This window comes from Ectobacillus sp. OTK, assembly GCF_059698935.1.
The window spans coordinates 1,086,081-1,099,287 of record NZ_AP048547.1 but is presented as its reverse complement, the minus strand read 5'-3'; the positions used below and the strand labels follow the sequence as shown (position 1 = coordinate 1,099,287).

General features: G+C 40.0%; 8 protein-coding genes and 1 pseudogene. 1 reads left to right on the top strand and 8 read right to left on the bottom strand.

Annotation, left to right across the window (positions count from 1 at the left end):
* Nucleotides 1-17 precede the first annotated feature (17 nt).
* The 3 genes from AC6HZ4_RS05480 to AC6HZ4_RS05470 all read right to left on the bottom strand — a co-directional run bounded on the left by AC6HZ4_RS05480 (nucleotide 18) and on the right by AC6HZ4_RS05470 (nucleotide 6,062).
* Nucleotides 18-2,432, bottom strand: coding sequence for a YhgE/Pip family protein (locus AC6HZ4_RS05480; RefSeq protein WP_497493972.1), 2,415 nt, complete (start codon nucleotides 2,430-2,432; stop codon nucleotides 18-20).
* 69 nt (nucleotides 2,433-2,501) lie between these two features.
* Nucleotides 2,502-3,074 (bottom strand): TetR/AcrR family transcriptional regulator, encoded by a 573-nt coding sequence (locus AC6HZ4_RS05475; RefSeq protein WP_497493971.1) that lies wholly within the window; start codon nucleotides 3,072-3,074, stop codon nucleotides 2,502-2,504.
* A gap of 417 nt (nucleotides 3,075-3,491) precedes the next feature.
* Nucleotides 3,492-6,062 carry a YfhO family protein gene (locus AC6HZ4_RS05470; protein ID WP_497493970.1) on the bottom strand — a complete coding sequence of 857 codons (2,571 nt, stop codon included), beginning with the start codon at nucleotides 6,060-6,062 and terminating at the stop codon, nucleotides 3,492-3,494.
* 247 nt (nucleotides 6,063-6,309) lie between these two features.
* Here AC6HZ4_RS05470 and AC6HZ4_RS05465 point away from each other — a divergent pair.
* Nucleotides 6,310-6,588, top strand: a pseudogene (locus AC6HZ4_RS05465) (IS5/IS1182 family transposase); the annotation flags it as partial.
* A gap of 673 nt (nucleotides 6,589-7,261) precedes the next feature.
* Here the strand turns inward: AC6HZ4_RS05465 and AC6HZ4_RS05460 are convergent.
* From AC6HZ4_RS05460 to hemE, 5 genes are all read right to left on the bottom strand, one after another.
* Entirely contained in the window at nucleotides 7,262-7,666 is a 405-nt protein-coding gene (locus tag AC6HZ4_RS05460; RefSeq protein WP_497493969.1) for a GtrA family protein, read from the bottom strand.
* Entirely contained in the window at nucleotides 7,659-8,654 is a 996-nt protein-coding gene (locus AC6HZ4_RS05455; RefSeq protein WP_497493968.1) for a glycosyltransferase family 2 protein, read from the bottom strand. Before AC6HZ4_RS05455 ends, AC6HZ4_RS05460 begins: the two co-directional genes overlap by 8 nt.
* Nucleotides 8,655-9,535: 881 nt before the next feature.
* Nucleotides 9,536-10,951 (bottom strand): protoporphyrinogen oxidase, encoded by a 1,416-nt coding sequence (gene hemY / locus AC6HZ4_RS05450; RefSeq protein ID WP_497493967.1) that lies wholly within the window; start codon nucleotides 10,949-10,951, stop codon nucleotides 9,536-9,538.
* Nucleotides 10,952-10,970: 19 nt separating this feature from the next.
* A complete protein-coding gene (gene hemH / locus AC6HZ4_RS05445; protein ID WP_497493966.1) occupies nucleotides 10,971-11,909 on the bottom strand; it encodes a ferrochelatase in 939 nt (312 codons plus the stop codon).
* A gap of 132 nt (nucleotides 11,910-12,041) precedes the next feature.
* Nucleotides 12,042-13,085, bottom strand: coding sequence for a uroporphyrinogen decarboxylase (hemE, locus tag AC6HZ4_RS05440; protein ID WP_497493965.1), 1,044 nt, complete (start codon nucleotides 13,083-13,085; stop codon nucleotides 12,042-12,044).
* Nucleotides 13,086-13,207: the final 122 nt, after the last annotated feature.

Below are 13,207 nucleotides of genomic sequence, written 5' to 3'. Positions count from 1 at the left end.
CCTTTCTCTCCAATCTCTTATTCCTGCATCAAATCCGCTTGCACAACTTTTTTGAAATATCGTCTATGCAGTATTGTAAAGCAAGTGATCGTTCCAATTACAGAAGCAATCGCCCATCCTGCCAATACAAAGGAGTTATCCCACATAAACGGAATATTATCAGCCGAAATGATCGCTCGGAATCCGCTAACCGAATACGTCATCGGCACGTATGGAGCTAATCCCTGCAGCGCATCCGCTATAAGCTCGACCGGATACGTTCCGGCACTTGCAACGAGCTGAATAATTAATAACAGAATCGCAGCAAAGCGTCCGACATCGCCAAATGTTGTAACAAGGAATTGAACCAGTGATAAAAACGTGATGCTTGTCAGAAACGTAAACAGCATAAAGTGCGGTACGCTTGTTACATGGATGTCAAGACCGAGCAAGACAACACCATCAACAATTAAGGACTGCATGGTTCCCATAATAAGAATAACCGCATATTTGCTGATAAACCATGAGAATCCGGATTTTGGAATCCCCGCTGCCTCACGCAACGGGTAAATTACCGTTAGCATAATGGAGCCGACATATAAGCCAAGGGACATAAAGTACGGCGCTACACCTGTTGCATAGTTAATGGCTTCTCCGAAGTCTTTTGTCACAAGGTTCACAGGCTTAGCAAACATTTCGTATGTTTCCTTGCTCCCGCTTGCAGCGCTCGTTTCCTTTGCTGCATCGCTCAATTTAGTGGACAGCTCATCTGCTCCGTCTGTGATTTGACTTAAGCCGTCGGTCAGCTTGCCGGAGCCGTCCGCTAACTGCTTCGTACCGTCAGCAAGCTTATCAGAGCCATCCTTTAATTGAGCAACGCCTCCTGTTAATTGAGCCGCTCCGTCCGCTAATTTTTGGGCACCTGTTTCCATTTGCGCAGAGCCTGATGTTAATTGTCCCATACCATGATCCAAATCAGCTGCCCCCGTTGCTAAAAGAGAGGAGCCTTTCGCCGCTTCTGCTAATTTTGTTCCAAATAGCTCAAAGCCCTTCACATATTGTGTTTGACCATTGACTAATGCTGATGTTCCAGTCACTAGCTGTTCCTGCGCCTTGGTTACTGCTTGCAGTCCAGCTTGCAGCTGCGCAAGCCCGTTTTGCAGATCGTTCGCAACCGCCGCAAGTCCGTTTGCCCCTTCGGCAATTTCTCCCGCTTTGGCTGCCAGCGTCTTTGTTCCTTCGGCTACTTGCGCTGTTCCGCCCTTCACATCTTGGCTCTCAGCAAGCAGCTGTTCAACTGTCGGCTGCAGTTGGCTTTTGTACGGCTCCGGCATTGCCTCTACTTGCATTTGCAGCTGCATTAAATCATCCGTTAGTCGGTCTGCTTCTGCTGCTGTCCTATTTGCACCATTACTCACTTGTTCGGTACTATCCTTCCAAACTAAGCTGCCCTCTGCTAATGAGGCTGATCCCGCTGCCAGATTATCTGCTCCTGTCTTTAATGCAGGAAGCTTACCATTAATTTCATTTAACCCAGCAAAAGACTGTCCCAAACCGTTAGAAACATCAGTTGTTCCTTTTTGCAGCTTCAACGCGTTTTCATACAATGTCTCTTGTCCGTCTTGCAGCTGCCCTAAACCGTTAGACAATTGTCCAAGTTTGCCGCTTAATGTATTCAAACCTTCCGCTTCTTGCTTCATTCCTTGCTGAAACTGACCCGATTTTTCTGTTAGTAGGTTTAAGTTTGCCGCAAGCTCCTCAGATCCATTCTTCGCATCGGATAATCCGTTTTGAAACGAGATGGATTTTTCTGCGAGCTCCTGCAAATGTGTATGAAGCTCCTCTGCTCCATCCTTGGCATCACTGCCGCCGTCACGAAGCTTGCCTGCCCCGTCTCCAGCCTCTTGCAATCCCCCAGATACATTTGCAATAGAATTAAACATATCCTCAGCATATGTTTCTGTAATAGTTGCGGAAATCTCTTCCTTCATCTTCTCCACTGCGCTGTTTCCAATTTGTGCTGCCAGGAAATTATATGCCTTATTTGGAATATAATCTAATTCTAAATGCTTCGGATGCTCATCCATAAGTGTTGTTGCATTCTCAGAGAAGTCCTTCGGAATGCGGATTACCATATAATATTTATTATCCTTAAGTCCTTCCTCAGCCTTCTCTTCACTAACGAAGTGCCACTGGAAGCTATCCTTTTCCTTTAATTTCTTAACAAAGTCCGCTCCAATCGTCAGCTCTTCCCCTTCATATGTTGTTCCCTTATCAAGGTTCACAACCGCCACCGGCAGATGGTCAAGCTTTCCGTATGGATCTTTAAATGCATATAAATATGTCCCTGCATACAAAACGGGAATAAACATAATCGCAATAAGAGCAATCACTGTCATCCGTTTTTGAAAAAGCGAGGCGAATTCCGCCCGTAACGTTGTAAATCTTTTCATATTCTCCTCTCCCTCTACGAATGACCATTTTGTTCATTTGGTCATTTTATTTCAAAAAAGCAGGATTATCTACTTAGACAATCCTTCAAGTAAGTATAATTGAAAGAGTTCGGCAATGTGCTGCTCCCCAAGCGGCTCATGATGCCGTTCCCAATCAGAAATCAGTGCAATGTATAAACGAAGCATTACAAATGCAGTAATTTCAGGATCACATTCGCGAATTTCACCTTTTTCAATCGCAAGCTGAAGCTGATGCTTAATAAAAGAGAGAACTGCTTTGTCCATTCTTCGTAATACATCCTGTACAGCCGGTGTTCCAATGTCTCGCTCCTCCTGAAATAGCTTCACAGCAAGCTGATGGTCCTTTCGAAATGCCAATATACTGGAGAGGGCTCGGTGGACATTTTCAAAAAATGGATCCTCCGTGCGAACCGCTTCTTCTGCTGCCTGCTTCATTTCCAGCATTAGGCGTGTCACAATTTCATCCAGCAGCTCTTCTTTGTTTTTAAAAAACGTATAAATCGTTCCTTTACCAACATTGGCCATTTTAGCAATCTGATCCATCGTTGTTGCTTTATAGCCAAACGATGCAAAGGATGCCGTTGCCGCCTCTATAATGGCCCGCCTTCGATCTATTGTCATATTACTTCACTCCCTAAATTGACCAAATGAATATTTTAGTCAATCAGTATAGATGTATCTTATCATATGAATTTAGAGTGAGCAAGTGTGCTCTAGTGCGAGGTAATTCATAACCATCATATTAGTTAGCGGGGACACTGAAAAAACCTTATTTAAAAAGAAAAAGAAGCTAACCATCTACGTATAGATATTTAACTTCTTTTCAATCTCTATATCATGGTAAACATGTAAAACAGGAACAAGTTACAAAACAAATATCCAACCACCTCTATCTTTTTGGTATGTTTCGACAGTAAAGTGTGGCAAATAAATGAGTCTTTGATAAACTGATTAGGTAAGTAAAATTTCCTCCTGTGATTGTCTCGACAACTCTTACAATACTGGGAATTCCACTTTTTTCATGTCTAAAAGATTTTGTCAACTATACGTTTTGGTGATGAACCTTCTAAACTTATAAATCATATATGCTGTGTAAGCGAAAACAGATAGTGCTGATACTCCCATCGATATATATAATATTCTAGGTACATAATCTAAGGAGACTATATGTGTTCCTTTGTTTAGCTTAACTCCTATAAATCCGCCTACTTTTTCATATTCGGCGGAGCCCCCATCTATTTTTAATTTCCAATTTTTGTCATAAGGTATACTTAGAAAGAGCATTTTTTGATTGTATGGGACTGTAATTTCACCCGTTAATTTTGTATCTGAGTAATCTCTAATCTTAAGGGAGCTTTCATTTAGCTTGCTTACTTCTTTTTCTAGCTTGGAGTAATTCAACGTATAAAGTTTGGGCATTTGAAAGCTTTGCATATTATCTTTTAACAAAATTGTGACCGTGACATCCTCATTCTCATACGTGCCCAAATCAAGTAAATTCATATATCCTACCTTTAACGCATGAATAGGAGTGTGATTTACTAAAATTTCAACTTTATCCTCATAATTCTCATATGTTTTGCTATCTAATTGTATATACAGTTCTCTTATATCTGAAATGCTTATAGAGCCTTCTACTGACGAAGCAGCCTTGCCTTGTTGTCTTTGTAATACTTGATTTCCTTCATTATCCGTTCTCTTTTCTAAGTAATGTAAATTAATTTTCAGCTGCTGCTGTTCATAATAACTATCATTGCTAGTTAAGCCATTCATTAAGTTATTTTGAATACTGAAAAAATCTGCTTGGGTATCTATATCCATAAATCCTTCATTAACGATATAACCTAATGGAAGATTAATATTTATCTTATATACCTTTACACGCCCTCTTTCTAATACTTTTGTATAAACTCTTTCGTCCAACTCCTTTGTAGTCACTGCATATTTAAATCCTAAAAGAGCATCACTCAAAAAGATTCCATTGTTCATAGAGACTCCTCTTGTGCTAGCAGAATATCCCATTTTTCCCAAAAACAGATTATTCTCTCCCTGACCAGTAGAGGTATAAATATTCATCCCCTTGTATTTATACCTTAAAGAATCATTTGGAAATAAAGTTAAGTCAGGATCAACCTTCATTCGATAAAATGATGGGTCTAATGTTTGTGTCTCAGCTACGGCTCTCTCATAAAAAGGGCTGTTCATACTATACCAATTATAAGGACCAGATGAAGCAGCATAGTTTCGCAAAATACATTGACTGTTCAGCAACATATCTCCTAAAACAAGAAGACATAATCCTATCTTGGAAAAGGTATGGACTTTTATTAGGAATTGCTTTCTCATTAAAAAGAAAAGACATAACGTATAGCACGAAAGAATGAAAATATTCTTGTTCATAAGTGCTGGTGTAAAGATCGCTCGATTCAATAACTTGGTTGAAATATATAGCAGTATGAAATTAAATACAACTATTCCTAACAATTGCTTAGGCATATTCTCTTCCAACTTATTTAACGCCTTCACCGACAAAATAATCATAAGGAAGGATACCGTAAAGGCATACCTGTAAAATGCACCATTTGGCACTTCAAAAACATGCCATACCATGTTTAGGAAGGTATTTGTCATGGAAAATAAAATAAATCCTAATAGCAGTCCATAAGCAATACGTTCCTTAATATGGTATTTTTTATTCAAAAAATATAAAGGCACTAAAAGAATCGTTCCTAATCCTGTATATATACTTAAATTTTGTACTTCAGTCGAACCATTAAAGAAATGACTGTACAAAGCTAACGGATTAAGCAGTGGAGCAAATAAGTCTATAGCTTCTGACGTATATTTGTTTTCTTTCAACTCTAAATACGTAGGTATCGTTACAAAGGATGTAAATAAGAAGGCTAAAAAGACACTTTTAAAAAACAGAATACCTCTCTTTATTAGATTCTTTGTTGTAAACTGATTTATATAGCACTCCACCAAAAAGTAAAGAAAGACAAATATTCCAACTGCATAGGAAATATAGAAGTTGGCAAAAAATAAGATAGTTAAACTAATCAAAAACAGGTGGTACTTTTCTGATTTTAAAATGTCATGAATACCTGCAATGATAATCGGTAATAAATAAACAGCATCCAACCACATAGGCAGGAAATAATAAGTGATGGAAAATGACATTAAAGCATAGCTCACAGAAGAAATAAAAATTGTAGCCTGATTTTGTGTAAAGTGCTTTTTCAATAAGTAAGACATGGCTATCGCACTTAAACCAATTTTTACCATCCATATAATTAGTATGGCAGAAGGAATAAAAGACCTAGGGAATAGAAGTATTAAAATAGATACGGGCGATGTTAAATAGTAGCAGATTGTTGCCCAGAACGGTGTCCCCATTCCATAATTCCATGTATAAATGGCGCTGCTGCTCCCTCTAAAGACATCATATAAATGATGATAAAACATGGTTATCTGGGCTGGTAGATCGATATACCAGATTGATCCTGTTCCGAATGGAGATATTTTGAGCCTCATAAATACAATGGCTAAAATTATGATGGGGGTCGAAAATAAGCTAAAATATCTCAATGAGTTTTTCACTTTCTCCATATATTAGAACTCCTTTCTTATTATCACTTACATATTTAGAATGTATAACTCAATCCTCTAGACACTAAGGGTTCATTTTAGCAAACCCTCATATTATAAACTATGTACGAAACCATATACATAAAATCAATTTCATAACCCTCAGCCCTTACGTGCCAAGGGTTTCTAGAACATAAAAAAGGAGTACCTCCCCACATTCTTGTATACTGTTAGTGACCAAACCAACAAGAATAGAGGTTGACTCCCTATGTTCGTTATACGACAGGAAAGTCTGTTTGACATGCGAGATTTATATGAATTAGAACCAACCAAGCGATTTGAAGCTATTTTTTCCACGCTCCGTATCGAACCGTTGTTGTTCACTGTATCCAAGAAAACAGTGTATAGTGCTCCGGCTGAATTGAATTATCCAGCGATGATCTATGCCCTCGTGGTTTGAACTGTGGAATGAATCCCGACAATTAAAGATCTCGTGAAACGATTACGTCATGATTTTATCTTTCATTTAGAGTGTGGTTTTTTTATTTTCTGACCGTATCGCGATTGAAAAATGAGATAAAACAGTTTTATCAAAATTTACCGAAAGAACACCCTTCCCCAAGGAGCGTGAAGGGCAAAACCTAGTGAGTAGTAGGGAGGGGATGAATTTCAGTTTTTGCGTAGCAAAACATTTGTTTGTATGGTGTAATCTTCCTGTACAGGATGTTCTTTGAAAACTGAAGATATGAGGTTGGTTGCAGGAAGTCGTTGCAACCGTAAAATCTTCAACGTTCTATCTCCCACGCCTACCGAAGTAGAGCGAAGACCAAGCCGAGTAGGAGGCGTGCGAGTCCAACGTACAAACTATAATTTTCAGGGACGGTTCGTAGAGCCTGCTAAAATAACTGAGCGTTAGCTTGGTGTTCGCAGGAAGAATCTCCTTCTTCAAGCGAAGCTAAGGAGGGGTAGTTCAAACCGTAGCCTAGAGTAACAAAAAAATGGAGTTACCCATCTGAAGTGGTCTAGATTCATAGAAAGTTCTAAAAATGCATTTCTTTTCCTTAGTTAAAAACTTCTCATAAACATACCTCATTAAAGTTTGTATTCTATGGATTGGAAGCTTTATCGCTCGCTTCAAGTTCAGTCCGTCCCTCATTGAGAAAATCCTTTTTCTTTACCTAGCCTCTACATAGCTTGTGAATAGATTAGTAAACTCAATACTATTCATAACTAACCTTCTTTTTAAAAATTACATATTTACTTATAAAATAGTTCACAAGAACCACTAGTACATTTGCCACACATTTCGCAATAAAATCATCGATGTGCATCTGCGCGACTAGTAATAGCATGGTTCCAATATCCAGGCCATACGAGAATAAGCGCGCAATAAAGAAAAGAAACATTTCCTTTAGCACGAACTGCACACTATATCCACTACTCTGAAATACGTACAGCTTATTCGTGACAAAAGCGAATAAAACAGATATGATCCAAGCAATCGTAGTTGCCAGCTTATACTCTATCTGCAGTAGTTTTGTGCAAAGAAGATAGGTAACAATATTAATGACTGTTGTCAGCACACCAAACACGACGTATAAAACAAATTCCCTTCTGCTACTCATCTGCCCTGCCTACCCCTACACCTGTTCTTCTCTCCAGCCTTCTTCCCTCATTTGTAACCTTTTGACCATTATATTCATCTACAAAGTATAGCGGTCTTTTTTTCGTCTCATTGAAAATTCTTCCTAAGTATTCGCCTATAATTCCTAATGAAAGAAGCTGAATTCCCCCTAAGAATAAAATAACAGCCATGAGAGAAGGATAACCTTGAACAGTTTCACCAAACAAAATTGTTTTTGTTACAATAATAATTAAATAACAAAAAGCAACAAAAGAAACAATAAAACCACTTATAGCCGATAAACGCAATGGAGCTGTAGTAAATGAAGTAATTCCTTCAATAGCTAAATTGAATAGCTTAAGGTAATTCCATTTTGTTTCACCGGCCGCTCTCGGTTCCCGATCAAATAAAATTTCCTTCTTATTATAGCCTATCCAGCTAAACATTCCTTTTGTATACCTTTGTGACTCACGCAGCAGCTTCAGTGCATTAATACAACGTCTATCCAATAAGCGGAAATCCCCTGTATTCTTTTGAATGGGTACATTCGTAATTTTATTTAGGATGTTATAAAAGCTGTTTGCGGTCCACTTTTTTAGCCACGTTTCACCCGCTCGACTGCTGCGCTTCGCATACACGTCATCGTATCCTTGTTCCCAATAATAAATCATTTCCGGGATTAATTCTGGCGGGTCTTGCAGATCCGCATCAATGATAATAACAGCATCTCCCGTTGTATAGTCTAGTCCCGCGATCATCGCCGTCTCTTTACCAAAATTTCGCGACAAGTCTACATATGATATTCTATGATCAAATTCCTTTAATTCTTTAATAATGTGAAGTGTATGATCTTTACTACCGTCGTTAACAAATAATATCTCGAATTCATAGGAACGAATTGTATTTAGTACATTGCTTAAACGGTCATGCAGCTGATATAACACTTCTTCTTCATTATAAGCTGGTACAAGAATGGTAATTTTCTTCACATGTACCCCTCCTCAATTCTAAACAAATAGCAAAATCTGATTCTTATATACATTTAAGAAAGGAAACAGAACAACTATTATATTGTATCGTTCCTAGGTTCTCTATTTTCCACGAGTAAACTAGGATATGCCCATCATCTTATGATTGTTTATAGATAATGGATAATCGGTATGTAGTTATATAAAATAAAAAAATAGAACTTGCTATGGACAGTATCATTTTCAACCGATATACAACAATCACTAGAGATTATAAACCGTCATTTTACTCTTACTCCTAAAACCTGAGTTCCTAACTTACAAATCATATATGAGAAGAGGAGAATAACTCATGTAGCGATAATTGCTTGCAAACTGACTATCCTAAAAATTCTTTTTCTTTTTTCTGAATAATAATATATAAAGAATTAACATTGTAACGAACCCGCCATGTACATGATAGTTAAGCGTGCATTTCTGATTTATACTTAATACATCACAAAAAAGCAAGCTTATATCACATCCTGTAACTGCATTTGCAATCACCATATCTAATTCAAATAAACGTATTAGTAATGATAAAAAACGAAAAAGTTTCACTTCTAATAAATATAATAAGCGAAGTTAATCTTTCCATATCTATATGTTTTCAGTCTAACCACCGTATTATAGCACTTAACCCATATATTAACAAGGTCCAATTTAAAATCCATATTGGAATATTAAGAAAAAAAACAAACATAAGCCTCTCCCTTTTAGAAATACAGATTTAACATCAGGAGAGACTTACATTTTTCAATTGAAAACTGAATATGTTTCGTAATCATTTAGAACCGAAAAATAAACTTGTTTCATGCATTAATCACTATATGAGAGAATGTCTTGCCCCCTTACATATTATGCTATAACGAAACCACAAGATCCCTTTGGATACCAACAAGAATTTTCTCCACTACCGCCTCTGCTTGATCAATGCAATCCGGCATTCCCGCACCGGCATAAGAGCTGCCTGCCAAATACACTCCCGGCAATTCTCGTTCCATAAACCCATACAAACTTGCCATCCGCTCCCTATGACCGACCGTATATTGCGGCATTGCTTCCTTCCAACGGCTAATAACGGTAAATTCTGGCTCCGCATCAATATCCATCGTTTTCTTTAAATCTGTTAGGACAGCTTGGATAATCTCTTCGTCCGATTGGGAGACGATTTCTTCATCTCCCGGACGACCGACATAGCATCGCAGCAGCACCTTTCCTTTTGGCGTTGTGTGCGGCCACTTCTTATGCGTCCACGTACAGGCTGTAATTGTGAAGTCACTGTTCCGGGACACGACAAACCCAGTTCCATCAAGATCCTTTTGAATCGCATCCTCGGAAAAGGCAAGGGCAACGTTCGCAACAGATGTAGAGGGAATGTTGCGAAAGAACTGAAATTCTCGATATTGTGAAAACATCGCCGGCAGCATCTTATGCGGCGCTGCTATAATCACCGCAGCCGCTTCGATTTCTTTTCCATTGCTTAGTATAAGACGATAGCCCAGCTCTGTTTTGTTGATTTTCTCAACACGCGTAGATTTCATAACCGTTCCTGCTTCAAGGCGCTCCTCCACTGCTTCTACGAGCGATTCTAGTCCTGTTTCCAATGTTAAGAAAATTCCTTTTTTCTTCCCTGCCCCCGACGGCATGTTTGGTGCAAGCGTCCGCATACCGCGGACGATACTGCCGTGCTTTTGCTCCACCTGATAAAATTGCGGAAACGTCGCCATTAGGCTCATTTGGTCAATATCACCTGCATAAATGCCTGATAATAACGGTTCAATTAAATTTTCAACCACTTCATTTCCGAGACGTCTACGGAAAAACTGTCCAAGTGATTGATCTGGAACCTCCTTAGAACGTGGTAAAACAAAATCAAAGCCGGCACGCAGCTTGCCGAGAGGAGAAAACAATCCAGATGTAACAAAAGGAGTGATCTGCGTCGGAATTCCCATCATGGAACCGCTTGGAATACCGTGAAGCTTGCCATTTACAAGAACGTATGATTTTCCTGTTGCATTGTTTACAAGCTCGTCGCCTAAGCCAACTTCCCTTGCCAAACGGGATGCGCTTGTTTTTCGCTCTAAAAACGAGTCGGGTCCGCGTTCAATGATGAAGCCGTCGCGGCGAACGGTCTGAATTTTTCCGCCCAGTCTGCCGGAGGCTTCAATCAGCAATGTTTCAATTGGGAGCTGCTGCTCTCGTATATGTTTTTGCAAGTAATATGCAGCGGTTAATCCAGCAATCCCGCCGCCGATAATCACTACCCTTTGTCCCATATTTGTTTCCTCCTTGTTGCTAAGACAAAACGCTGTTCAATTTCTTCAACACAACATCCGCTAAACATTCCATAAACTCATTCTGCGCATTCGGCATCGCCGGACGATAGTAGCTGGCACCGATTCTATCGGTTACCGCTTTACATTCAATATCGTTATCGTATAAAACCTCGAGATGATCCGCTATAAATCCAGCTGGAACATAAACAAATGCCTTATACCCATGCTTATCATACAACTCCTGCGTCAAATCCTGCACATCTGGTCCAATCCATGGCTCCGGCGTATTACCAGCGCTTTGCCAGCCAACCTCATACCGTGCAATTCCCGCTTCCTTCGCGATAAGATCTGCCGTCTCCTGCAGCTGCTGAGGATATGGGTCTCCTGCTTCAATAATTTTCTCTGGAAGGCTATGTGCTGATACAATCAAAACGGCATGATTTCGTTCCTCTTCCGTCATGCTCGCATACGTCTCTCTTACCTGCTTTGCCCAGTAAGAAATAAATTTCGGCTCTGCATACCAGCTCTCAATATCATAAATGACAGGGCCGCCAAGCTTTGCTGCCTCTTCCTTTGCGCGGCCGTTATAGGACTTCACGCTAAAGGTAGAATAGTGCGGAGCAAGAACGATGCTAACAGCCTCTTCAATACCATCAGCATGCATTTGCCGCACTGCATCCTCTACAAACGGCTCGATATGCTTTAACCCAAGATACATTTTAATTTGCACCTCATCTTGGATCGTATTTAATTTTTCCTCTAGCTTTTCCGCTTGCTCAAGCGTAATTTTCGCAAGCGGGGAAATACCTCCGATTGCGCGGTAACGTTCTGTCAATTCTTCAAGAGCCGCCTCGCTCGGTTTGCGTCCTCTGCGAATATGTGTATAATACCGCTCAATATCCTCCTCTTTATAAGGAGTGCCGTATGCCATTACAAGTAAACCGATAACCTTTTTCATACGTATGATTTCGTCTCCTCTGTACCTTTACTTGGAAATAAAAAATCTAGATATCTAGCTGCCAAGGCCTGCTTCCTTTGGGTGAAGACCCTTCTCCTGCAGGAGCAAGCCAATCTATGTCCAGTTTTTTCTTTAGGATAACTGCTGCCTGGAATATTCGTGTACAAATTTGGTTAGAAGCTGCAGTGTTTCTGGCTTTACCTCTGGGAATACGCCGTGACCCAAGTTAAATACATAGCCTGGCTGCTTCATACCTTGATCTAAAATAGCTTTTACGCGCTCTTCAATTACATCCCACGGACAGAGAAGAATCGCAGGCTCTAAATTTCCTTGAACTGCCTTTTGAATGCCGCGCGCCCGTGCCTCTTCAATTGGCAAGCGCCAGTCTAGCCCTACAACATCAAGCGGCAGATCATTCCATTCGTTAGCTAAGTGGCTTGCCCCTACGCCGAACATGATAAGCGGCACGTTCGTAGCGCGAAGCTCTGCAAAAATACGCTCCATCGTTGGCTTAATGTATACGCGATAATCCGCCACGTTTAATGCTCCTACCCACGAATCAAAAATTTGGACAGCCTTCGCTCCTGCTTGTACCTGTGATTTCACGTATGTAATTGTCATATCCGCAAGCTTCTCCATCAGCGCAAACCATGCTTTTGGTTCTGCGTACATAAATGCCTTTGTTTTATTATAATTGCGGGATGGTCCGCCTTCAATCATGTAGCTGGCTAGTGTGAAAGGCGCCCCTGCAAAGCCAATTAGCGGCACATCAAGCATCTCTGCCGTTAACAAACGAATCGTTTCCAATACATATGGCACATCCTGCTCTGGGTGGATTTCACCGAGCTTTTCAACGTCCTGCAAGGAACGAACTGGGTTAGAGATTACCGGCCCAATGCCTGATTTAATATCGACATCAACACCAATAGCTGGAAGCGGTGACATAATATCTTTATATAAAATGGCTGCATCTACGTTGTATTGATCAACGGGAAGCTTTGTCACGTAGGCACATAACTCAGGCTGATGCGTAATTTCAAACAGTGAATATTTCTCCTTTAGCTTGCGGTATTCCGGCTGCGAGCGACCAGCCTGTCTCATATACCATACCGGAACATAATCTGTTTTCTCTCCCCTGCAAGCCTTTATAAATGTATCGTTAATATTTCGTACCAAAACTCCTGTCTCCCTTCCTCAACAACCACCATGTTGTCATCTTTTCTTACTATACCTTTTTACAAAGCAAAATGCATAAGAAATGGTCATCTGTTCAATAAATTGACATTTTTCAATGGATT

Coding starts and splice junctions, on each gene's coding strand:
- AC6HZ4_RS05480 (WP_497493972.1), bottom strand. CDS start 2,432: ATGAAAAGATTTACAACGTTACGGGCGGAATTCGCCTCGCTTTTTCAA.
- AC6HZ4_RS05475 (WP_497493971.1), bottom strand. CDS start 3,074: ATGACAATAGATCGAAGGCGGGCCATTATAGAGGCGGCAACGGCATCC.
- AC6HZ4_RS05470 (WP_497493970.1), bottom strand. CDS start 6,062: ATGGAGAAAGTGAAAAACTCATTGAGATATTTTAGCTTATTTTCGACC.
- AC6HZ4_RS05460 (WP_497493969.1), bottom strand. CDS start 7,666: ATGAGTAGCAGAAGGGAATTTGTTTTATACGTCGTGTTTGGTGTGCTG.
- hemY (WP_497493967.1), bottom strand. CDS start 10,951: ATGGGACAAAGGGTAGTGATTATCGGCGGCGGGATTGCTGGATTAACC.
- hemH (WP_497493966.1), bottom strand. CDS start 11,909: ATGAAAAAGGTTATCGGTTTACTTGTAATGGCATACGGCACTCCTTAT.